Genomic DNA, 20,587 nt, shown 5'->3' on the forward strand with positions numbered 1-20,587 from the left:
ACAATTTGGGCTGGCGAGACGACGGTCATGCAGAAATTCGCCGCATTGGATTGAAAGTCTCCTGATAGGGTGCGCTCCCTCATCCGCATGCGGAGGCCCTTCATGGATGGAAAAGTCATTGTCGTGACGGGCGCGCTGGGTGCGCTCGGCCGGGTGATCGTGGACGAAGCGCTGGCGCAAGGCGCCAGGATTGCGAGCGTCGACCATGCACCGACCCAAGCTCCGGCCACGGCGGATCTGTTCGAACTCGGCGGCGTCGACCTCACCGACGCGGCGGTAGCCAAGAAGGCGATCGACGCCGCGGCCGCGCATTTCGGCAAGCTCGACGCGCTGCTCAACATCGCCGGCGGATTTGCCTTCGAGACGGTGGCGGAAGGCGATCCCAAAACCTGGCAACGGATGTACGCGCTCAACGTGATGACCGCGCTCAACGCCTCGCGCGCGGCAATCCCGCACCTCACCGCGTCGGGCGCCGGACGCATCGTCAATATCGGCGCGATGGGCGCGCTGCAGGCGGGCGCCGGCATGGGCGCCTACGCCGCCTCCAAGGCTGGCGTGCATCGCCTGACCGAGGCGCTCGCCGCCGAGCTCAAGGGCAAGATCACCGTCAATGCCGTGCTGCCGTCGATCATCGACACCGCGGCCAACCGCGCCAGCATGCCGAAAGCCGATTTCACCAAATGGGTGACGCCGAAGGAACTGGCCGACGTGATCCTGTTCCTCGCCAGCGACGCGGCCAGCGCCGTCACCGGCGCGCTGCTGCCGGTGAATGGGAGGGTTTAACCCTCCACCTCCACCAGTTTTCTCAGCACCGCCTTGAAGCGGATGCTGCGCTTGCCGGCGAGCGCGGTAGCTTCGCCTTCTGCGCCGTCGCGGTCGTAGGTGCCGGAAAAGCCGATGCCGACTTCGTGGCCGCCGAACACCGGCCGCTCGCCCTGGGCCGGGGTATGCTCGCGGTTGACGAGTTCGCCTTTCCATTTGCCGTTCGCCGCCGTGTACGCGCCGATATAGTCGAAGAACGCATCGCCTCCCCTGATGCGGCCGTCCTGCAGCATCATGACACCGGTGTTGCCGGCATCGATCCCGTCGAGCATGCGGATGTGGATGGAATAGAGCCCGTTGCCGATCGCGTCAGGGCCGACCGCGCCGGGCGGCGGTGCATCGGCGTCGTCGATGGGGGTCAGAACAGTCGTGAAATGGACGCCGGGCAAGGCCGCGCTGCCACCCTCGAAATGAATTTCCTCGCCGCGGCGCGCGCCGGTGAAGCTCATCACGGCATGCTCGACTTCAAACATCGGAACATATTTGGGATCGTGATAATGGCGCGACATCGTGACCTCGCACGAGACGATGCCGTCAGCCTCGGTGAAGCTGCCGACAAAGCAAGAGCCGGAATCGCCGCCGTACAGCCTGCCGCCCGATGTCGCGAACATCACGCCGCTGCCCATGCCGCGCGCCGTGGTGAAGCGGAATTTGTATAGCCCTTGCAACACGCCTACTCGCTGTGGGAGCGGCAAATGCTTGTTGGCCCGCGAACGATCGATTCGCAGGTTCCCTCAAATTACCGCTAGCCTTGTCCCCGCTCCGACAATAGCCGCTCCGGGGCTACCCGATCAAACGCTTTGCCGGAATTGGGCTAGGCTCGGCATGTTGAGTCGCGGCCGTCTGCGCCGCCGGAGCCTGCCTTGGAAACCGCACTTTACCTTCCCGTCAAACGCTTCCTCGAAAAGCTCGGCTTCACGGTCAAGGGCGAGGTCGGCGGCTGCGACCTGGTCGCACTGAGTGACGACGACCCGCCGATCGTGGTGATCGGCGAACTGAAGCTTTCCTTCAACCTGGAACTGATCCTGCAGGCGGTCGATCGCGCCGGCGCTGCCGACGAGGTCTGGCTTGCAGCCAAATTATCCGCCCGCGGCAAGGGCCGCGAGAGCGACCCGCGGTATCGCAACCTGTGCCGCCGGCTTGGCTTCGGCATGCTCGCCGTCACCAGCACCGGCGATGTCGAAGTGCTCGTCAAGCCACCGACGTCAGCGCCGCGCCGCGATCCCAAAAAGCGCTCGCGGCTGATCGCGGAGCACCAGAAGCGCAAGGGCGATCCCGTCATGGGCGGATCGACGCGCGCGCCGATCATGACGGCGTACCGCCAGCAGGCGTTGGCCTGTGCCTCCGCGCTGTCCGACGGGCCACGGCGCGTCAGGGATTTGCGGGCGGAGATTCCCGATGCCGGAAAAATCCTGCTGCACAACGTTTATGGCTGGTTCGAACGCGCCGAGCGCGGCATCTACCTGCTGACTGATGCCGGCCATGCCGCGCTGAAGCGCTGGCCGCAACAGCCGCTGGATCTGGCTGCCGCCGGCAATCCTTCGGCATAATGGCAAGCACGGTGACACCGAACCGTACAGCGCTACCAGACTTGAGAGATTTTAGACGCATGGCTGTATTGCCGAGCGAAATTCATATTGCAATGCAACATTGGTGCACCTAGGTATCTCCGCAATCAGATGCGAGGCGCCCATGAGCGAAGACTGGAACACGAAATACGGCACACGACGCGTCCGGCGGGATCCGCCGACGCTGGAGGAGGCAATCTTCGCCGCGGTCGGGATCACCGACGATCAGCAGCAGCAGGCGGAAATCGCCGCCGCGCTGATGGGGCTGCCCTATGAGGAAGTGCTGGCTGAAGTGAAGAAGACCGGCCGTGCGTTGGCGCGATCGGCCACTCGCGTCATTGCGGGCGAACAAGGCGCGCAGCGTTCGGTCGTGGTCGAACGCCGTGTCATCAGGCGCTTCGGCAACGACAAGCGTACCGGCACCTGACAAGCCGGCGATTACCTTGATTGCGCAGAGAATTGCCCAAGGTTTGGGGCAATTCTCGAGATCGAACGTACGGATCGGCTTAAGAGGCGCCCCACTCGGACGGGGCGGTCCCGGCCATACCAAGCAGCATTAGCCGATAACTGCGGTTGAAAGCTGCGGCCTTACGTGTCGCCTTCAGCACGCTGTCGATCCAGGACGTCGCAAGTTCTGCCTGATCATACTTGGTCAGATCGATCGTGCCGGTGGATTCGCCGTGGCGGAAGACAAGCTGCGCGCCAAACTTGCTGGCGAGCGCGCGCATCGCCTCGTTCTGCGCGCCGGTGGTGATCCGCAGGCTCTTGTAGCCCTTGGCCCGCGCCACCGCGATCAGCTTGCGGAACAGGATGCTGCCAACGCCTCGCCGCCGTACCGATGCTTCGACGCTGAAGGCGATCTCGGGAAGCGAATCCGGTGACTGGTCCGGCGGATGCAGCTCCGCGGCTCCGCGAACCACGCCGTTTTCAAAGAAGGCGATAATCGTCGTGCCGTCATTGGCGCATTTCTCGGCGTAGCGCTCGATGAAGCTGTCGTCCATGAAGCCATGGAAACGGTCGCGGCGGCTGGTGCGGTCGAGCCGCAGCAGGTGATCGCGCAATAGCGGCAGTTCTTCCTGCTGGCTCAGCGTGCGCACGCTGCTATCGGCAAGCGCAGCCGCAATAACGGTGAGGTACATAGTCCAAAACTCCTCTGAGAAAACCCTCGAGGAGGCGTCGAATCCCTAGATCACCTATATTGTGCGCCGCAGCATGGATTTCAAGACCGGATTGCTCCGTATACTGCCTTAAATAATGGCAGTATTTGCAGCAATTTAGCCGACCCGCCATTAACCAATTGTTAAGGTTCGTCACCCGGCGCAAACTGGGCATGGAGCTTGCTTTTTGAAGACGCCAAGCCCGGCAGCACGCCGGATGGTCGCGGAGACCCATTGTGGCTGTCGTGCTCGACACCAGTTCTTGCCTTCCGGACCGCCGACTAGCGGTATGGCAGGACATCGTGTGCGACACCTTTGTCGGGCTCGACTGCAAATCGGACATGCGCGGCGCGTTTTGGGGCTCGGTATCGCAATCCAGAATTGGGCAAATCGCGCTCACGCAGGTCGATTCCACGGCACAGCGGGTATTCCGCACGCCGTCGCGAATAGCTCGCGCCAGCGAAGATTTCGTGCTGATGGCGCTGGGCAACAACGGCGTGAACGGCGTGTTCCAGGACGGCCGCGAGGCTGTCGTCTCGGCGGGACAATTCGTCATTTACGATACCACCCGGCCCTACGAGCTGCGCTTCGACGACAGTTTTTCGCAGACGATCTTCCAGATGCCGCGCAAACTGCTGCAACAGCGCGTCGGCTCGTTCGATAGTCTCACCGCGACGACGTTTGCAGGCGATCGTCCGCTCGAACGGCTGATATATGATTTCGCACGCAATGTGAGCAAGACCATCGAACTGGTTGATCCCGCCGCCGCAACGCGCCTACTCGACCAGGTGCTCGATCTGCTCGCGATGACGCTTGCCGACCGGCTGCATGCCCGTTTGCCGGACCAATCGGCCCACCGGTCGGCGCTGCTCTATCGCCTCAAGAACCACATCCTGACGCATCTTTCCGATCCCGAATTATCGCTGCCGCGCGCTGCAGCCGCAGTCGGAATCTCGCCCCGTTATGCCAGCGATCTGATGGCCGCCGAACAGTCCTCGTTCCGCAGCTACGTGCAGGCGCAGCGGCTGGAGCGCTGCAAGCGTGATCTTGCCGACCCGGCCCACCAGGCCCGGCACATCGGCGAGATCGCCTTCGCGTGGGGGTTTAACGACCTCGCCCATTTCAGCCGCATCTTCAAGCAGCGCTTCGGCATCTCGCCGCGCGAATGGCGCGAGCAGCCGGGCAAATAACGCCCGGCCCTTCCTTCTTGTCGCGCCGCGGGCGTCCGGCGTTCTCCCGACCATCTGCCAGTTTAGACAAGTTTTCGTTCCGCCGCGGACAAGCGGTGCGCATTGCCACGGCTGTAGGCTGGCGTCAGCGATCACCGGTCTTCAACGCGAGAGGATGAGTTCGATGGGTCTGGTTCATCAGAGATACAAGGTGGCGGTGGTTCAGGCGGCGCCGGTCTTTCTCGATCTCGATGCGACCGTCGAGAAGAGCATCAAGCTGATCGAGGAAGCTTCCGCGAACGGCGCCAAGCTGATCGCGTTTCCCGAAACCTTCATCCCCGGATATCCGTGGCAGATCTGGCTTGGCGCACCTGCCTGGGCGATCGGCCGCGGTTTCGTGCAGCGCTATTTTGACAATTCGCTCGCCTTCGACAGCCCGCAGGCGGAAAGGATCCGCCTAGCCGTGAAGCGCGCCAAGCTAACGGCCGTGCTCGGGCTGTCCGAACGCGATGGTGGAAGCCTCTATATCGCGCAATGGCTGATCGGTCCCGATGGCGAGACCATCGCCAAGCGCCGAAAGCTGCGGCCGACCCATGCCGAACGCACCGTGTTCGGCGAAGGCGACGGCAGCGATCTTGCGGTTCACGATCGTGCCGACGTCGGACGGCTCGGCGCACTGTGCTGCTGGGAGCACCTGCAGCCGCTGTCGAAATACGCGATGTACGCCCAAAACGAACAGGTGCATGTCGGTGCCTGGCCGAGTTTTTCGCTGTACGATCCGTTCGCGCATGCGCTTGGCCATGAGGTCAATAACGCCGCCAGCAAGGTCTATGCGGTCGAGGGCTCGTGCTTCTTCCTCGGTCCCTGCGCGGTCGTCTCACAGGCCATGATCGACGAACTCTGCGACACTCCCGAAAAACACGCATTCCTGCATGCTGGCGGCGGCCACGCCGTGATCTACGGGCCGGACGGCAGTTCGCTTGCCGAAAAACTGCCGCCCGACCAGGAAGGTATTTTGTATGCCGATATCGATCTCGGCATGATTGGGGTTGCGAAGAATGCCGCCGATCCCGCCGGGCACTATTCGAGGCCCGACGTCACGCGGCTGTTGCTCAACAACAAACGCGCCAACCGCGTCGAGCATTTCTCGCTTCCCGTCGATGCCGAGGTCATGCGCGAAATCAGGCTGCAGGCTTGACGCTTCCATTCTGACAAGGAGCAGGCCCATGGAATCCGCAATACCTGCGCATCTGCAAACCGCGCGAACGCGTCACCGCCGCGTCGGCGACGATTATACGCCGCCCTACCCGTCCTTCGTGGCGCGGCACAAGCCAAGCGTCACGCGGGTGGTGATGGCCTATTTCGGCATCCAGACCCGTGGCGGGCCATCGATCGCCGCGGAGCAAACGTTGGCGCGGCTCGCTTCGGATTTCGCAGCCGCCGACGGCCCGTCCCATTGGGACCGCGCGAGCTATGTCGACGAGGCCGGCTTCACCAATTTCGTCACGGTGGCCTACTGGGACGAGCGGCAAAAGTTCGATCGCTGGTTTTCGGCCGCGCGCGAGCGCTGGACCGGCGGCCAGCGAACGAATGACGGCTTCGGGACCTTCATTGAGGCGCTTTACCCGTCGGTGGAAGGATATGAGACGCTGTTCTCTTCGCTCGGAAGACCCGAAGGCGTCGCCGTTCTCGCCGATGGCATGAGCGGCGAGGTGTTGGAGCACGCCTATTGGGGCGGCATGCGCGATCGCATGCCGTTGTCCCAAACCAGCGAGATGGCGGCTTCGGGCTCGGCCCGCGCGATCCGCGACGGCGCGCGCATCCGGATCATCCCGCACGACAATATCTGCCTGATACGGTCGGGTCAGGATTGGGGCGATACCGAGGCCACTGAGCGCAAGATGTACCTCGGCGATGTCGAACCGGTGCTGCGCGAAGGCATGGATTTCCTACGCGACCAGGGACGAGCGATCGGCTGCTATGCCAACCGTTACATGACCGTCATCGGCCCCGAGGGCGCGAGAGCCGAAAAGTCCTACGGCATGAGCTGGTGGAAGAGCCTCTCGGCGCTGGAGCGGTGGGCTGAATCGCACCCGACCCATGTCAGGATTTTCGGCGCTGCCATGAAATACCTATCGACCCTCGGCCCTGCCGCGAAGCTGCGGCTCTACCACGAGGTCACCGTCGCTCGCGCCGACGAACAGCTTTTCGAATATGTGGATTGTCATCCGCAAACGGGAATGCTGAACGCCGTGCAGACGGTGGATGCGGCCTGAGGCTAAAGCACCATCTGCGTTTGCGTGACGACCGCAACCAGCCTGCCGTCCTCGGTCTCCAGCCGCGTCTGCCAGACCTGAGTACGGCGTCCCCGGTGCACTGGCGTTGCGGTCGCAATCACCGTGGTCCCTTCCTTAGCGCCGCCGATGAAATTGGTCTTGCTTTCGATCGTGGTGGTGCCCTTGGCATCCTCCGGCAGATTGATGACGGTCGCGGCAGCGCCGACCGAATCTGCGAGTGCCATAATCGCGCCGCCGTGGATCGTATTCCGCAGCGTGCAGAGGTCCGGCCGCACCAGCATCTTGGCGACCACCCGATCCATTTCGGCTTCCGTGAAGGTTACCCCCTTCAGTTCCGCAAACGGCATCTTCATCGACTGGATCTTTTCGAGCGGCGTCATTCGTCCTCCGGCTTTTCTTGACGTAACTTCCTGAACAGAATGGAGGCTGCCGGTAAAACAGGCAATGACCTCCGAGGTAATGGCCGCCGTGACATGGCCGCGTTATTCCGCCATATCATCGGCATGCGCCAGTTCCCGCCCCGCCGAATTGTCTGCCTGACCGAAGAGACGGTGGAGACGCTGTATCTGCTCGGCGAGCAGGACCGCATCGTCGGCGTCTCCGGCTATGCGGTGCGGCCGCCACAGGTCCGCCGCGAGAAGCCGCGGGTCGCTGCCTTCATCTCCGCGGATATTCCAAAGATTCTCGAGCTCGAGCCTGATCTCGTGTTGGCCTTCTCCGACCTGCAGGCGGCCATCGTCGCGGATCTGGTGCGCGCGGGCGTCGCTGTCCACGTCTTCAACCAGCGCGACATTGCGGGCATCCTCGCGATGATTCGCACGCTCGGCGCTATGGTCGGTGCGGCGGAGCGCGCCGAGCAACTCGCGCGCGGCTTTGAAGAGCGCCTCGCGCAGGTCGCCGCGGCTCCCCGGCCCGCAGCGAAGCCAAAAGTCTATTTCGAGGAATGGGACGATCCGCTGATCTCCGGCATCGGCTGGGTGTCCGAACTGATCGAGATCGCGGGCGGCGAGGATGCCCTGCCGAAGCTGCGGTTTCAGCAGGCCGCCAAGGACCGGATCATCTCGCCTGATGTCGTGCGCGACACGGCCCCCGACGTGATCCTCGCGTCATGGTGCGGCAAGAAGGTCGTGCCGGACCGCATCCGGCAGCGTCCGGGCTGGAGCGATATCCCGGCCGTGCGCAACAACCGCATCGTGGAGATCAAGTCGACGATCATCCTGCAGCCGGGACCGGCGGCGCTGACGGATGGGTTGGACGCGATCGTTAGGGCGTTGTGGCCTGTTGGCTGACGTTCCCCGGATGCTGCGCAGCGCGGAGCGGTGCGCTGCTATTCCGGGGTCCATACGGCGGCAGGTCCCGGCTCTGCGGAGCAGCGCGAAGCGCTGCACCGCGTCCGGGACACGGTGGCTCACACCTTCTCCACCCCACACCATTCCGCGATGAACAGCGCGGTTGCTTTGGTCGACTTCCGCAACGAGTCCAGTTCGACATACTCGTTGAAGCCGTGCATCGCGGCGCCCTTCGCGCCGAAGCACAGGCTCGGGATGTTGTAGTTCAATCCATAGAACCGCGTATCGGTCAGCGCGGTGAACGCGCGGTCCGGCACCACGCCGCCATAGACGGCGCCGAACGCTTTTGCGAAAGCGGCTTCCGGTTCGGCCGAGTTCGTCAGCTCATATCCCTCCGACAAGAAGCCCGACCATTCGACCTGCGGCGGATTGTTGGACAGGAATCTGTGATCGCGCGCGGCGGCGGAGACGCAGGCCAAAATCTCCTTCTGGCATTCGGCGATCGACCAGCCCGGCAGGACCGCGATGCGGCAATCGACGTCGCACCAGGCCGGCACGCTGGAGGCCCAGTCGCCGCCCTTGATGATGCCGGGATTGAAGTTGAGCGGATGGGCGACCGTCTTGAAGTGCCGGTCCGCCTTGGCGCGCTCGTTCCAGTCCGCCTCGAGCTTCTGCAACGCGTGGATCAGATGATACGCCGCCATGATAGCATTGGCGCCGGCACCGGCCTCGAATACATGCACCGGGAAGCCGCGCACCTTCAGGCGAAACCAGATCACGCCGACCTGCGAGCGCACCATGGTCTCGCCGGTCGGCTCCGGGATGAAGCAGGCGTCCGCGCGGTAGCCGCGCTGCAAGGTCGAGAGCGCGCCGACGCCGGTCGATTCCTCCTCGATCACCGACTGAAAATGGATGCGCGCCGTTGGCTTCAGCCCTGCTGCCTTGATCGCATCCAGCGCATAGAGCGCGCCGATAGTGCCGGACTTCATGTCGCAGGCGCCGCGGCCATACATCTTGCCGTCCTTGATGGCAGGCGAGAACGGCGGCGTCTCCCACATGTCGAGGGGACCTGCCGGAACCACATCGCAATGGCCCTGCAGGATCAGCGATTTGCCGACATTGGTCGCCGGCCGATACGTGCCGACCACCGTCCGCGCCTTGGAAAAATCATGCTCGATCGGGCCGAAGCCGCGCAGATCCCTGAGATCCTCGACGTCGATATGCCAGTCGTCGACCTCATAGCCGCGCTGGCGCAGGAGATCACCGATCATGTCCTGGCACGGTCCTTCGGCGCCGCGGGTCGAGGGGATCGCAACGAAATCCTTCGTCGTCGCCAGTTGCGCATCGAAGCCGGCGTCGACGGCATCTAGGATTTTCTGTTGCGTATCGGTCGTCATGCGGCAGCTCCAATCGGAATTTGGCAAGGTCAGAATGCGCACCCTACCCCGATCTCAGCCGCCGGCGTAATGCGCAAAATGCGCATCCCGCAATGCATCTTCGAGCAGGCGGCCTTCTGAATAGCCGCTCAGGGAGGCCGGACGCTCAACGCCGTCGAGAAGCCGCGGACAGGGTTCAGGCCGGCCCAGCACCGTGCGGACCGGAATACGCTCGGCATAAACAGGCAGCTCATAGTCCTCGTCGTCGTCAGCGACGCCCTTCGACCTGATCTTGGCGGACGCCTGCTCGATTTCCATCGCGATCACCGACGTCGCCTTGATCTCCTGCGCAGTGCTTTGTCGCAGGCTCGCGGTGCGGTCAGGGAAGAAGCGGTCGACCATGGCGACCAGCGCGCGCTCCTTCTCCACGGAATCGGTAACAAGATAGGCAGTGCCGAAGGCCATCACGGCGCGGTAATCCGCCGAATGATTGAAGCCGCATCGGGCCAGCACCAGGCTGTCGAGATGCGCAACCGTGAGACAGACCCTTTGGCCTTCGGACTGATATCGCAGCATGCGGCTGGCGCTGCTGCCATGCCAATACAGCTTGCTCCCTTCCCGCCAGAAGAACGTCGGCGTGCAATAGGGCTGGCCGTCGATCACATAGGAGACGTGGCACAGCATCGAGGCATCGAGCAGGCCGTGCACCGTGGCATGATCATAGAAGCCGCGATCATGCCGGCGCTTCACCTGGTTGCGCGGCGATAGCGGATACGTATCGGCGGTCACGGCGTCGGTCACGGCAACTCCTGTTGGATTTGGTGCGCGGTCGTTAAGAGTTGTACCGGCCAATTTGGTCTGCGATAGTGCCAATTCCATGCGAAAAATTCCGACCAATTCTCCGCCTGCACGCCGCAAACCAGAACTGGCGCTCGACCTTTCCGGTCCGCACGTGACGCCGGGCGCCTCCTCTCCGCACCGGCTCTATCAGGCGCTGTGTCACGCCATCACGGGCGGGATCGCAAAACCCGGCGAGCCGCTGCCGCCGTCGCGCACGCTGGCCAAGCAGACGGGCTTTCGTCGCAACGCCGTCACCTCGGCCTATGAGCGGCTGATCGCGGACGGCTTTGCGGTAGCCACCGTCGGCTCCGGCACCTTCGTTGCCGCGCGCATTCCCGCCCGCGTCCATGACGCACGTAAGACCAAGATCGCGATCGAGCCGCTGCAGCAGGGTCCGCTGGCGCTCGGGTGCACTCATATCGACGAAAGGGCGCTGCAGCGCTTCCGGGCGTTTGCCGGCCGGCGCATGCGCGCCTTCGGCGCCGAGCACCTGCAGTACGGTGATCCCAGGGGCAGCCGCGAACTCCGCGCCGCGATCGCCGATCATTTGCTGTCGGCGCGCGGCCTGCGCTGCGATCCCGACCAGATCATGCTGACGTCGGGAACGCAGCATGCGCTGCGGATCGTGCTGGGCGCGATCCTCAAGCCCGGCGATCCGATCTGGTGCGAAGATCCCGGCTATCCCGCCGCGCGAAGGGCGATCGAGCATTGTGGCCTGCGTCCCATCTCGGTGCCGGTCGATACCTCAGGCCTGATCGTGGCAAGGGGCCGGGCCCTCGCTCCTTCGGCTGGCGCGGCCTATGTGACACCGTCGCACCAGTTTCCGCTCGGCGTGCAGATGTCGATGCCGCGGCGGCTCGAATTGCTCGACTGGGCCAGGGATGCGGATGCCTTGGTGTTCGAGGACGACTACGACAGCGAATTCCGCTACGACGGCGCGCCGCTGCTGTCGCTCGCCGGCATCGATCACCTCTCCCGCGTCATTTACATGGGCACGTTTGCAAAGACATTCTTCCCGGGATTGCGCATCGGCTACTGCGCGCTGCCCGAGCGGCTGGTCGGGCCGGTGACGACAGCCCGTGCCGCGCTCGACCGTTTTCCCGGCACGCTGCTCGAAGGCGCGGTCGCAGACATGCTCAATTCCGGCGCGTTCGCGGCCAATCTGCGCAAGGTGCGCGCGATCTATCGCGAAGCGCGTGACGTGTTGGCGTCGACGCTGACTACCGCATCGGGTAAGCGACTGTCAGTGCCGGTGCCCTCGCAGGGCCTGCATCTGGTCGCGCAGTTCGATCCGTCGACCGATCCCCGTATTGCTGCGCAGGCAAAGGCCGAAGCCGGTGTCGCCGGCTGGCTCTTGGCGGAAACTTATTTTCGCGCACACCCGCTTGCCGGCTATGTCCTTGGATTTGCCGGCCATCCGCTGCCACAACTGATCGCGTCGGCCGAGCGACTGGCGAAATCATCGCTGGCCGCGCTGCAGGCAAGTCGCAAACCGAACAAGGGTGGAACAGGCAAGGTCAAACGGCTGAAGGCCGCCACTTGACCACTCGCGCCGGCCGGCACTCTATCAGAATCGCGGGCGCGTCACTAAGCTCGATGCCCACATCAACTTCGCGAACGGAAATACCCAATGCGCGGCCATCGCAAAGTCTCGTATCTCGTCATCGGTGCATTGATCGTAGGCGTGCTCGGCTACGCAACGACGGCCCTCGCCCAGACGGTCTCGCGCGAGCAGGACATTGTCGACCTCAGACTCGGCCAGCGCGTCATGGTCGATGATGGATCGTGCCCGGCGGGACAGATCAAGGAAGTCCAGGGCTCGCAGATGACGACATCAGGCGTGCTCCGCACCCGCAAGTGCATTCCGCGGCTGGGGACGAAGAGGCGATAGTGGCGGCGCGACAGCGAGCGTGAGAATGAAAGCGCGCTAGAACATGCCGTTGCTGTTGGCGGCCTTCTCCGGAATGTCCTGCACGACATCCCAGTGCTCGACGATCTTGCCGTTCTCCAGCCTGAAAATGTCGACGATGGCGCGGCCCCGCGAACCCTTCTCGCGCACGCTGTGGACGTGCAGGATCACGTAATCGCCATCGGCGAATGCGCGCTTGATCTCGCTCCGCGAGTCCGGGAATTTCTCCCGCAGGAACCCGAGAAACGCCTTGAAGCCCTCAATGCCGTCCGGCGCCGTCGGGTTGTGCTGGATGTAGTGCGGTCCGAAAAACTTCGCGGCGGCGTCGAAATCCTTCCGGTTGAGCGCCGCATCGTAGAATTCGAGCACGGCCTTCTTGTTGGCTTCCTGCGTTGTTGGATCTGCGGCGGATGCCGGAGAGATGGCCAGCGATAATAGGCCGATCAGGCCGATGAGAAGAGATCGCATGACAGCTCCTTTGTGCAATCGGTTTCGAGGCCGAGCAGATCCTAGCAGCTTCTGTATTTGGGCACGACCCCGCCCCACAACGCATTGCGTTCGCGCGCGAACGAGTCCTTCCCGACGCTCTTCATCGTGTAATGTCGAAGGATGCTGTCGAGATGAGCGAACGATCCGACCCGGACGCGCTTGTCATACGACCAGTTGGCGCGAACCGATTGGGTAGCCGCGCTCACTTCACTGGTTCGTCGCCGGCTCGAACATGCATTGCAGCGTCGGCTTGGCGATCTTGGTGAAGGTCGGGCCGATCTCGGATTGCTTCGACGCCGGCACCCACGCGCTTTCGATCGTCGGCACGCCGGTCTCGCTGATGCCGCGCAGCAGCGCTTCGCGCAAATCGGCATCTTCCACGGTCGCGGCGGCGTAGTCGTGCAGGCAGCCGCAAACGGTTTCGGGATGTGCCCAACGTCCGACCATATGGGGCGCGCAGAGCCGCACGAACTCGCCGCGCGGATCGGGCACCTTGAACAGGGAACGGAACGAGGTCTGCGGCGGCTGAAACTGGACTTGGGCCAGGACTTGGGCCTGAACTTGGGCCTGGGCCTGCGCCGCGCCGCTGAGAAGAAGAGACGCAAAGATTACAGCAGAACAGATGCGTACGAACATACCGAGCCTTTATCGGCGATCTCTTTGCACACGATCCGCTACGCTCAGTTGGCAGCCACGACCATCGATAGCGGCACCGGGGCCGCAACCGGCGAGCCGTTATAAGCAAAGGTGCCAACCCCCGGCAGGCCCTGATCCGAAGAACCAGCCATCGAGGGACCAGCCAGAATGAAGGCCAAAGCGAGGATGAAGCTGATGGTTCGCATCTGACTGTCTCCGCTTGTCAGTGGCCGGCGGTGCCCGCCGTCTCGTTGGCCACCTGATAACTGTCGGCTGTTTCCAGACATCTGCGCCAAAACGAAAAGCGGTTTCGTCGCACAGGAGAATTGTTTCGTCGGCCCTGTCGGACGAAACAATAGCGGGAAAATCCCAATGAATTCAGCCGGGACGCTCGTACTTGAAATGGTCAGGCTGAACTCCGCAAGCGGGCCATTTGGGGGCCGTCTTGGCCCTCGCCCAACGAACGAGAACCGCCTCGCTTGCTGGCAGACCGGATGAACCGAAGCTTCGATCCGGCCGACTCAATCGAACGCCACGCAACTTTCCGTGTGCCTATGCGTTGTGACCCTTCCTCAATAAAGGACAGCAGTCGTGGGCAATGGCAACCGTGCAACCCCGACCCGCAAACCCGGCCAGCCGGTGGTTGAAAGTTTGTCTGGAAGTAACGGCTCCGAAGGGCGGATCAATCCTTCCCTGAAGACAGAGCGCCAAGGAAAAGCCTCAGAGCATCCTGTGAGCCTTTGTGGCGCGATGTCGCAACAAGGCGGCGAATTTCGCGGCAATGTCTCTGCGCCGCAAAAATTCGTGCATCTGGTCGGCTGCCGCGACCGCAAGGTCGGGCCCGGCCTGGAGGCCCGCCAATATCCCAATCCGCTCAAGCGGTAAGCCCGAAGCCCTCATCCCGGATCCGATCTCCCATGCCGGCCGGTCTCGGACTTACTGGATGAATTCACCGCATTTCTGAACCGCGGCCTCAGTGGCGCCCCAAGGCATGATCGGCACTGAGGAAGTCGAGTTTTTGGGTGAACCTTCGATCAGCTTGTCCGAATAGACCATGTAGACCAGCACGTTGCGCTTGGCGTCGCAGCCGCGAACGATCTGCATCTTCTTGAAGAACAGCGAGCGGCGCTGCCGGAACATGTCGTCGCCCTGCTCCAGTCTATGCTTGAACTTGATCGGGCCGATCTGGCGGCACGCCAGCGAAATATCCGAGACCTCCTCGGCGAGGCCGAGCCAGCCCTTGAAGCCGCCCTTTTCCGGCACCGTGAAGTGACAGGCCACCCCCTCGACCTCGGGATCGTCGAGGGCGTAGGTGGCGAGCTTGTCGTTGGGGCTCAGCCATTTGAAGACGGTCGAGCGGCGAAAGATCAGGTCGGGCTCGTCCGCGGCCGACGCCGGACCTGCCTGCCACAATGTCAGCGCGAGCACCACCAAGGCCAGACTTCTCCACTTCCTGTCAAACTTAACGATGGCCTTGGATGTCATTGATATCTCCGCTGAAGGGCTCAGCGTCTATGTAGTGGCGGAAGGCCGCACAGGAAGGCTGCAGGAGGATTTGTAAGGCCGCAGTACCGCCTTATGGATGGCGTCTGATTAAGCAGGCGCCGTTTAACGGAATGTGAGGCTTTTTTGCTACGATTGGGGCGAAAAAGCGCTGCAATTAGAAGGCCTATGCTGGTGAACGCTTTTCGCCTCTGCGACAACCAACCGATTAGCAGGACGGTACAGTCGAGTATCTGGATTTGAGGATTATGCGCGTGAGCGGGCATCGAGCTTTCAGTGCGAGTATTGCGGGCGCGACGATTTCGAAACGGCGATTTTGGCAGATTGCGATGTTGACCGCGGCCGGCACCGTCGCCGCCGCTTCCCAGGCCGATGCCGCCGCCATGTTCTACTGGCAGGATTCCGACCCCGGCTATTATTACCGGCCGATACCGACGGTGCAGCCGCGCAGGCCGAAGGTGCGCCGGCCGTCAGTCAAGACCGAGGCGGCCATCAAGGAAACCAACGCCAAGCCGCAGGGGCCGCTGATCATCGCGGTCTCGATCGAGCAGCAGAAGGTTAGCGTCTATGACGCCAATGGGCTGTTCGCTGAAAGCCCGGTGTCGACAGGCATGAAGGGTCATTCGACCCCGATGGGCGTGTTCAGCATCATCCAGAAGCACAAGATGCACCGCTCCAACATCTACAGCGGCGCGCCGATGCCTTACATGCAGCGCATCACCTGGTCGGGCATCGCGCTGCATGCCGGCGTGTTGCCCGGCTATCCGGCGTCGCACGGCTGCATTCGCATGCCGACGACCTTTGCCATAAAGATGTGGAACTGGACCCGGATGGGGGCGCGCGTCATCATCACGCCCGGCCAGATCACGCCTGCCAGTTTCTCGCACCCGTTGCTGGTGACGCAGAAAGTCGTCCCGCCGCCGCTCATCGCAGACGATCCCGCGAGCGATGCGCCCGCGGTGAAGGGCGACAAGGGCGCGGACGCAGGCCATGCGGAGCCAAGTCTCGAACTCCGATCGACCGTCGGCCACGCGGCGCCGTTGCGCGAACAGACCCACACGGCGGATGCCGGCAGCGCGCTGCCGACGAGCGCCGTCGCGACCATGTCCGACGCAACGCCGTCTGCAGCCAAGGTCCAGCCTTTCAGCGATACGTCGAGCGCGGAGGCAAAGGCGGACGCGCCTAAATCCGAGCCAGCTATCTCGGCATCCGGCGAGCCCACGACCGCAGCGATTGCCAATGTGGAGCCAGCCAAAGTTGAGGCGCCGAAGCTCGAGCAGACCAAAGCCGCCGACATGCCTGCCGAGCCCGTCAAGGCGGTCGCTGATACGCCGGCTGCGTCGGTTGTTGCGCCTGAGGTCAAGAAGGATAACGCACGTCTGCCCGGTGCGGAGAAGGCCGCCAGGGCCGAACCACCCAGGCGTCCCGGCCAGATCGCGGTGTTCGTCAGCCGCAAGGACTCCAAGCTGTACGTCCGCGAGAATTTCAAGCCGCAGTTCGATTTGCCGGTGACGATTGCGCCGAGCGACCGGCCGCTGGGCACGCACGTCTTTACCGTCGCGGCCGACAAGAACGACCCCAACCTGTTGCGCTGGTCGGTGGTCTCGCTGCCGGTTGCGGCCCGCAACGCTGCGCGAATCGATAGCACCGATCGTGCCGCCCCGCGCGGCAGGATGGTCGGCGCAGCGCCAAGCGAGGTAAAGCCATTGCCGGCGGCAAGCAGTCCGGCGGAGGCGCTGGACCGCATCGCCGTCGCTCCCGAGGTGATTGCGCGGATCGCCGAGATGCTGACCACCGGCAGCTCGATCGTGGTGTCCGATCACGGCATCAACACGGGCGGCGAAACCGGCGAAGGCACCGACTTCATCGTCCCGCTGCGCATGGTCCAGCCATAACGGCTTGTTGACGAGCGAATGCTTGCGCCTTGCGCTACGCTTGGTGCGGTTGGACCTCAGCCCGAGGCTTTTCATGATGGACCGCAGGAGCGTGATGACTGCGGCGCTGGCCGCGATCGCAGGCATGGCCTCGAGCAGGCAATCCCTGGCGCAGGCCGGCATGAGCCGAATCACGGCTTACGCGTTTTCGTTTCCGGGATTGGCCGGCGGCGACATCAGGCTTTCCGAATTTGCCGGCCGGCCGATCCTGATCGTCAACACCGCTTCGCTCTGCGGCTTCACCCCGCAATATCGCGGCCTGCAGGAATTGTGGACGGAGTTCGGTGGCCGCGGGCTGATGATCGTCGGCGTTCCCTCCAACGATTTCGGCGCCCAGGAGCCGGGCGGCGCGACCGAAATCACCGCGACGGCACAGAGCCATCACGTCACCTTTCCGATCGCCGCGAAGGCCGTCGTCAAGGGACCGAACGCGCATCCGTTTTACAAATGGGCGGCGGAGGCGCGGCCGAAGGATGTTCCACGCTGGAACTTCCACAAATACCTGATCGGCCGCGACGGCCATATCGCCGACGTATTCCCGCAATCCGTCGACCCCGTGGATTCACGGGTAAAGACCGCCATCGCACGCGCACTCGCCGACTCCTGAATTAACCCGATCGAGGACAAATCGGCTGGGGGTCGTGACAGCCGTTGCGTTGGCGCGCCCCCTCCATCTAAGGTACTGTCCGTTAACGGATGGAGGCAGACCGGACCACGGCAAAAGCCGCGACCCGGGAGCGGGATTCGAACAAGGAAAGCAAGATGCGCATTCGGGCAGGGATGATTTTTGCTGGCGCGATTTCGCTGCTGGCATCGAGCGCAGCGTGGTCGCAGACACCACCCGCCAAAGGCGTAGCCGCTCCGCAGGCGGCTCCAGCACCGATCCCTGCAGCGGCGCCCGCCCCCACCCGTCCTCCTTGTAACAATCCCAACGCACTCGGCATCGGCCGCACCGTCGAGATCGACACGACCGGCGGTCCCGGCTTCGGCTTCGAGCATTTCAAGGAGCTCGACTTCCTTCGCGACAAGGAGGTGGTGCTGACCTTCGACGACGGCCCGTGGCCGGTGAATACGCCTGCGGTCCTGAAGACACTCGCGGAGGAATGCACCACCGGCATCTTCTTCCCGATCGGCAAGCACGCCACCTACTATCCCGAAATCCTCAAGCAGGTGATGGCGGCCGGCCACTCGATCGGATCGCACACCTGGTCGCATGCCGCCCTCGTCAACAAGAAGCTGAACGAGCAGCAGCGCAAGGATGAAATCGAAAAGGGTTTTAGTGCCGTGAAATGGGCACTCGGCGGCAAGGCGCCGGCGCCGTTCTTCCGCTTCCCCGCGCTGCAGCACCCGCCGGAGATGGTCACCTATCTTGGCGAACGCAACATCGGGATTTTCTCCTGCGATCTCGATTCCTTCGACTTCAAAGCGAGCAAGGCGCAGACGATCATCGACACCGTGATGCGCAAGGTCGAGAAGAACGGCAAGGGCATCATCCTGATGCACGACTTCCAGAAGCACACCGCCGAAGCCCTACCCGAGCTTCTGCAGAAGCTGAAGGCCGGCGGCTACAAGGTGGTCGCGATGCGCGCCAAGACGCCGGTGCAGACGATTGCGCAATACGACGAGGACATCGTCAAGGACCTGAAGCTGCCGACCGTGAGTGCGCGTCCGGTTTCCAGCGTCGTGCAGACGATCTCGGAATAACGCGGCGCGACACGCCCCGTGCCGGCGCTGCGCATCGAAGGCTATGTCATCGTCTCCGCGGACGGCATGCTGGCGGACGCGCGCAACGTCATGCCGGAGGAATTGAAGTTCGAGGGCGACAAGGCGTTTTTCACCGCCGCCCTCGACCGCGCCGATCTGATCCTGCACGGCCGCAATTCCTACGAGGACCAGCCGAATTCGCCGCGGCGCAAGCGTGTCATCCTGACGCGAAAGATAGACGCGATCGGGCCCGATCCGTCCAATCCGAAAGCTACGCTGTGGAATCCCGCGGGCGCTTCGTTCGAAGCCGCCTGCCATCATGCAGGCGTGGATACTGGCACCGTGGCCGTAATTGGCGGCCCCGGCGTGTTCGGCATGTTCATGGACCGCTACGACGTGTTCTGGCTTTCGCTAGCGCCGCACGTCCGGCTACCCGGAGGCGAACCCTGTTTCCCCGGAGTCCCAGCCCGCTCGCCGCAGGAAATCCTCGCCGAGCACGGACTGCGCGCCGGCGAGCCGCAGACGCTTGATGCAGCGCACGAGGTCACCGTCACGCCGTGGCGCCGCGGCGCCTAATGCGTCATTCTTTCGTCCAACCAACCTCGCCGTAAGCCAACCGCGACCAGAGATCGCTTGACAGCGCGCGGGCATGGTTCCAACCTGAAAAGAAAAAGAAAAGCAAACATCATCATCGGGAGGACCACAACATGTTGAGGCGCGCTTCAACTATGCTTGCAGCGGTGACTCTTGGGTTCGTCACTGCTTTGACCGGGCCGGTTCAGGCCCAAACCGCCGAAAAGCCGTTAGTGCTGAAGGGTCAATCGACCCACCCTGCATCCTCGAACTTCCATCTCATCTTCAAGCTTTGGGCCGAGACCGTCGAGAAGATGACGGCCGGACGCCTCAAGATCGAAACGCTGCCGGCGGGAGCGATCGTGCCCCCGTTCGAGGTATTCGACGCTACTTCCAAGAACGTTCTCGATGTCGGCATGGGACCGTTCGGCTATATCCTCGGCCGCAACACCGCGACGATTCCGATGTCGCACGGTCCGCTGTTCGGCATGGACGGCTCGGATTACTGGGCCTGGTACTATGACGGCGGCGGCATGAAGCTGCTCGACGAGTTCTATCGCGACGTCCTCAAGCTGAACGTCGTCGGCTTTCCCATTCCGACCGACTACCCACAGGGAATGGGCTGGTTCAAGAAAGAGATCAACAGCCTTAGTGATCTCAAGGGCTTGAAGTACCGGATCTACGGCATCGGCGCGGAGACCTACGGCAGGCTCGGCGTGTCGGTCGTCACCATTCCCGGTGGCGAGATCGTGCCGGCGATGGAGCGCGGCGTGATCGAGGGCGCCGAATGGATCAACTGTGAGGAAGACAAGAAACTCGGACTGCATCAGGTCGCCAAGCACTACTACACGCCGGGAATGCACGAGCCCGTCACCGGCGGCCAGTTGATGATCAATGCTGACGTCTGGAAGAAGCTCACGCCTGACCTGCAGGAAATCATCAAGGTGGCGAGTGTCTACGCCACGACGCAGCGCAACTTCGCCTTCAACCGCGAGACGGCGCACGCTTGCCAGGAACTGATCAAGATGGGCGTCCAGATGCATCGTACGCCCGACGAGATCCTGAAGAACTTCCTCGACGAGTGGGAGAAGATCCAGGCCGAACACGCGGCAAAGAATCCCTTCTACAAGAAGGTGATCGACAGTCAGAAGGCCTATGCCGAACAGATCGTGCCGTTCAAGCTCTCCTGGTTTCCGCCCTACAACTTTGCCGGCGAGTATTACTGGAAGAACAAGATCTACCTGACCAAGAAGTGATCTCCCTTGCCGCATGAAGCGGAGTTGCTGGCGTCCGCACCGCCGGACGCCAGCATGGTCTAAAG

At 63.0% G+C, this 20,587-nt stretch carries 24 protein-coding genes; 15 read left to right on the forward strand and 9 right to left on the reverse strand.

The genetic code is table 11. The features are described 5' to 3' along the window. Positions 1–102: 102 nt before the first annotated feature. Positions 103–783 carry a 3-oxoacyl-ACP reductase FabG gene (gene fabG, locus IVA95_RS16835; protein WP_247511481.1) on the forward strand — a complete coding sequence of 227 codons (681 nt, stop codon included), beginning with the start codon at positions 103–105 and terminating at the stop codon, positions 781–783. Here the strand turns inward: fabG and IVA95_RS16840 are convergent. Next, entirely contained in the window at positions 780–1,493 is a 714-nt protein-coding gene (locus IVA95_RS16840) for a hypothetical protein (RefSeq protein ID WP_247511482.1), read from the reverse strand. The two genes, fabG and IVA95_RS16840, sit on opposite strands and share 4 nt — an antisense overlap. A 192-nt stretch (positions 1,494–1,685) precedes the next feature. On the opposite strand from IVA95_RS16840, the gene IVA95_RS16845 reads away from it, so the two are divergent. Both IVA95_RS16845 and IVA95_RS16850 read left to right on the forward strand, forming a co-directional pair. Then, entirely contained in the window at positions 1,686–2,372 is a 687-nt protein-coding gene (locus IVA95_RS16845) for a DUF2161 family putative PD-(D/E)XK-type phosphodiesterase (protein WP_247511483.1), read from the forward strand. 142 nt (positions 2,373–2,514) lie between these two features. Beyond that, positions 2,515–2,817 (forward strand): hypothetical protein, encoded by a 303-nt coding sequence (locus tag IVA95_RS16850; RefSeq protein ID WP_057851384.1) that lies wholly within the window; start codon positions 2,515–2,517, stop codon positions 2,815–2,817. Between the two features lie 79 nt (positions 2,818–2,896). On the opposite strand, the gene IVA95_RS16855 is transcribed toward IVA95_RS16850, so the two are convergent. After that, a complete protein-coding gene (locus tag IVA95_RS16855; RefSeq protein WP_247511484.1) occupies positions 2,897–3,529 on the reverse strand; it encodes a GNAT family N-acetyltransferase in 633 nt (210 codons plus the stop codon). Between the two features lie 254 nt (positions 3,530–3,783). Between IVA95_RS16855 and IVA95_RS16860 the strand changes: the two genes are divergently transcribed. From IVA95_RS16860 to IVA95_RS16870, 3 genes are all read left to right on the forward strand, one after another. Continuing rightward, positions 3,784–4,737, forward strand: a complete 954-nt coding sequence (locus tag IVA95_RS16860; protein ID WP_247511485.1) for a helix-turn-helix domain-containing protein — start codon at positions 3,784–3,786, stop codon at positions 4,735–4,737. 163 nt (positions 4,738–4,900) lie between these two features. Further along, positions 4,901–5,914, forward strand: coding sequence for a carbon-nitrogen hydrolase family protein (locus IVA95_RS16865; protein WP_247511486.1), 1,014 nt, complete (start codon positions 4,901–4,903; stop codon positions 5,912–5,914). A 28-nt stretch (positions 5,915–5,942) separates the two neighbouring features. After that, complete coding sequence (locus IVA95_RS16870; protein ID WP_247511487.1) at positions 5,943–6,992, forward strand: phenylacetaldoxime dehydratase family protein; 1,050 nt, start codon at positions 5,943–5,945, stop codon at positions 6,990–6,992. 2 nt (positions 6,993–6,994) lie between these two features. Here the strand turns inward: IVA95_RS16870 and IVA95_RS16875 are convergent, their stop codons facing one another. Next, positions 6,995–7,393: a PaaI family thioesterase gene (locus IVA95_RS16875; protein ID WP_247511488.1), complete on the reverse strand. Its 399-nt coding sequence runs from the start codon at positions 7,391–7,393 to the stop codon at positions 6,995–6,997. Between the two features lie 123 nt (positions 7,394–7,516). Here IVA95_RS16875 and IVA95_RS16880 point away from each other — a divergent pair, with 123 nt between their 5' ends. After that, positions 7,517–8,302: a cobalamin-binding protein gene (locus IVA95_RS16880; RefSeq protein WP_247511728.1), complete on the forward strand. Its 786-nt coding sequence runs from the start codon at positions 7,517–7,519 to the stop codon at positions 8,300–8,302. Positions 8,303–8,421: 119 nt separating this feature from the next. On the opposite strand, the gene IVA95_RS16885 is transcribed toward IVA95_RS16880, so the two are convergent. Together IVA95_RS16885 and IVA95_RS16890 are read right to left on the reverse strand one after the other, a co-directional pair. Next, positions 8,422–9,699 (reverse strand): ArgE/DapE family deacylase, encoded by a 1,278-nt coding sequence (locus IVA95_RS16885; protein ID WP_247511489.1) that lies wholly within the window; start codon positions 9,697–9,699, stop codon positions 8,422–8,424. 54 nt (positions 9,700–9,753) lie between these two features. Beyond that, a complete protein-coding gene (locus tag IVA95_RS16890; RefSeq protein WP_247511490.1) occupies positions 9,754–10,479 on the reverse strand; it encodes a pyridoxamine 5'-phosphate oxidase family protein in 726 nt (241 codons plus the stop codon). Between the two features lie 76 nt (positions 10,480–10,555). Here IVA95_RS16890 and IVA95_RS16895 point away from each other — a divergent pair, with 76 nt between their 5' ends. Continuing rightward, on the forward strand, positions 10,556–12,061 hold the full coding sequence (locus tag IVA95_RS16895; RefSeq protein ID WP_247511491.1) for a PLP-dependent aminotransferase family protein: 1,506 nt from the start codon (positions 10,556–10,558) through the stop codon (positions 12,059–12,061). Between the two features lie 87 nt (positions 12,062–12,148). Further along, positions 12,149–12,409 (forward strand): DUF6719 family protein, encoded by a 261-nt coding sequence (locus IVA95_RS16900; protein WP_247511492.1) that lies wholly within the window; start codon positions 12,149–12,151, stop codon positions 12,407–12,409. Between the two features lie 36 nt (positions 12,410–12,445). Here the strand turns inward: IVA95_RS16900 and IVA95_RS16905 are convergent, their stop codons facing one another. The 3 genes from IVA95_RS16905 to IVA95_RS16915 form a co-directional block, all read right to left on the reverse strand. Beyond that, on the reverse strand, positions 12,446–12,895 hold the full coding sequence (locus IVA95_RS16905) for an ester cyclase (protein WP_247511493.1): 450 nt from the start codon (positions 12,893–12,895) through the stop codon (positions 12,446–12,448). A gap of 228 nt (positions 12,896–13,123) precedes the next feature. Continuing rightward, positions 13,124–13,552 carry a hypothetical protein gene (locus IVA95_RS16910; RefSeq protein WP_247511494.1) on the reverse strand — a complete coding sequence of 143 codons (429 nt, stop codon included), beginning with the start codon at positions 13,550–13,552 and terminating at the stop codon, positions 13,124–13,126. Between the two features lie 44 nt (positions 13,553–13,596). Further along, on the reverse strand, positions 13,597–13,758 hold the full coding sequence (locus tag IVA95_RS16915; protein ID WP_213247631.1) for a hypothetical protein: 162 nt from the start codon (positions 13,756–13,758) through the stop codon (positions 13,597–13,599). A gap of 385 nt (positions 13,759–14,143) precedes the next feature. Here IVA95_RS16915 and IVA95_RS16920 point away from each other — a divergent pair, with 385 nt between their 5' ends. Then, positions 14,144–14,437, forward strand: a complete 294-nt coding sequence (locus IVA95_RS16920; protein ID WP_247511495.1) for a hypothetical protein — start codon at positions 14,144–14,146, stop codon at positions 14,435–14,437. A gap of 51 nt (positions 14,438–14,488) precedes the next feature. Here the strand turns inward: IVA95_RS16920 and IVA95_RS16925 are convergent, their stop codons facing one another. Next, a complete protein-coding gene (locus IVA95_RS16925) occupies positions 14,489–15,037 on the reverse strand; it encodes a CreA family protein (protein WP_247511496.1) in 549 nt (182 codons plus the stop codon). Between the two features lie 347 nt (positions 15,038–15,384). On the opposite strand from IVA95_RS16925, the gene IVA95_RS16930 reads away from it, so the two are divergent. From IVA95_RS16930 to IVA95_RS16950, 5 genes are all read left to right on the forward strand, one after another. Then, positions 15,385–16,950 carry a L,D-transpeptidase gene (locus IVA95_RS16930; protein WP_247511497.1) on the forward strand — a complete coding sequence of 522 codons (1,566 nt, stop codon included), beginning with the start codon at positions 15,385–15,387 and terminating at the stop codon, positions 16,948–16,950. 73 nt (positions 16,951–17,023) lie between these two features. Then, entirely contained in the window at positions 17,024–17,596 is a 573-nt protein-coding gene (locus IVA95_RS16935) for a glutathione peroxidase (protein ID WP_247511498.1), read from the forward strand. A 155-nt stretch (positions 17,597–17,751) separates the two neighbouring features. Continuing rightward, the gene (locus IVA95_RS16940) at positions 17,752–18,693 is read left to right on the forward strand and encodes a polysaccharide deacetylase family protein (protein ID WP_213247637.1); all 942 of its coding nucleotides are present in this window, start codon (positions 17,752–17,754) and stop codon (positions 18,691–18,693) included. A 66-nt stretch (positions 18,694–18,759) separates the two neighbouring features. After that, positions 18,760–19,269 (forward strand): dihydrofolate reductase, encoded by a 510-nt coding sequence (locus tag IVA95_RS16945; RefSeq protein WP_247511729.1) that lies wholly within the window; start codon positions 18,760–18,762, stop codon positions 19,267–19,269. Between the two features lie 131 nt (positions 19,270–19,400). Then, positions 19,401–20,522: a TRAP transporter substrate-binding protein gene (locus IVA95_RS16950; RefSeq protein ID WP_247511499.1), complete on the forward strand. Its 1,122-nt coding sequence runs from the start codon at positions 19,401–19,403 to the stop codon at positions 20,520–20,522. Positions 20,523–20,587: the final 65 nt, after the last annotated feature.

The sequence above is a fragment of the Bradyrhizobium sp. 157 genome, from assembly GCF_023073815.1.
GTDB lineage: Bacteria > Pseudomonadota > Alphaproteobacteria > Rhizobiales > Xanthobacteraceae > Bradyrhizobium.

Bases quoted from the DNA above. Each gene is read 5' to 3' on its own strand.
- IVA95_RS16950 (WP_247511499.1), top strand. From the start codon at position 19,401: ATGTTGAGGCGCGCTTCAACTATGCTTGCAGCGGTGACTCTTGGGTTC.
- IVA95_RS16910 (WP_247511494.1), bottom strand. From the start codon at position 13,552: ATGTTCGTACGCATCTGTTCTGCTGTAATCTTTGCGTCTCTTCTTCTC.
- fabG (WP_247511481.1), top strand. From the start codon at position 103: ATGGATGGAAAAGTCATTGTCGTGACGGGCGCGCTGGGTGCGCTCGGC.
- IVA95_RS16865 (WP_247511486.1), top strand. From the start codon at position 4,901: ATGGGTCTGGTTCATCAGAGATACAAGGTGGCGGTGGTTCAGGCGGCG.
- IVA95_RS16915 (WP_213247631.1), bottom strand. From the start codon at position 13,758: ATGCGAACCATCAGCTTCATCCTCGCTTTGGCCTTCATTCTGGCTGGT.
- IVA95_RS16870 (WP_247511487.1), top strand. From the start codon at position 5,943: ATGGAATCCGCAATACCTGCGCATCTGCAAACCGCGCGAACGCGTCAC.
- IVA95_RS16930 (WP_247511497.1), top strand. From the start codon at position 15,385: ATGTTGACCGCGGCCGGCACCGTCGCCGCCGCTTCCCAGGCCGATGCC.
- IVA95_RS16945 (WP_247511729.1), top strand. From the start codon at position 18,760: ATGCTGGCGGACGCGCGCAACGTCATGCCGGAGGAATTGAAGTTCGAG.
- IVA95_RS16900 (WP_247511492.1), top strand. From the start codon at position 12,149: ATGCGCGGCCATCGCAAAGTCTCGTATCTCGTCATCGGTGCATTGATC.
- IVA95_RS16895 (WP_247511491.1), top strand. From the start codon at position 10,556: ATGCGAAAAATTCCGACCAATTCTCCGCCTGCACGCCGCAAACCAGAA.
- IVA95_RS16940 (WP_213247637.1), top strand. From the start codon at position 17,752: ATGCGCATTCGGGCAGGGATGATTTTTGCTGGCGCGATTTCGCTGCTG.
- IVA95_RS16925 (WP_247511496.1), bottom strand. From the start codon at position 15,037: ATGACATCCAAGGCCATCGTTAAGTTTGACAGGAAGTGGAGAAGTCTG.
- IVA95_RS16875 (WP_247511488.1), bottom strand. From the start codon at position 7,393: ATGACGCCGCTCGAAAAGATCCAGTCGATGAAGATGCCGTTTGCGGAA.
- IVA95_RS16885 (WP_247511489.1), bottom strand. From the start codon at position 9,699: ATGACGACCGATACGCAACAGAAAATCCTAGATGCCGTCGACGCCGGC.
- IVA95_RS16880 (WP_247511728.1), top strand. From the start codon at position 7,517: ATGCGCCAGTTCCCGCCCCGCCGAATTGTCTGCCTGACCGAAGAGACG.
- IVA95_RS16905 (WP_247511493.1), bottom strand. From the start codon at position 12,895: ATGCGATCTCTTCTCATCGGCCTGATCGGCCTATTATCGCTGGCCATC.
- IVA95_RS16855 (WP_247511484.1), bottom strand. From the start codon at position 3,529: ATGTACCTCACCGTTATTGCGGCTGCGCTTGCCGATAGCAGCGTGCGC.
- IVA95_RS16935 (WP_247511498.1), top strand. From the start codon at position 17,024: ATGATGGACCGCAGGAGCGTGATGACTGCGGCGCTGGCCGCGATCGCA.
- IVA95_RS16850 (WP_057851384.1), top strand. From the start codon at position 2,515: ATGAGCGAAGACTGGAACACGAAATACGGCACACGACGCGTCCGGCGG.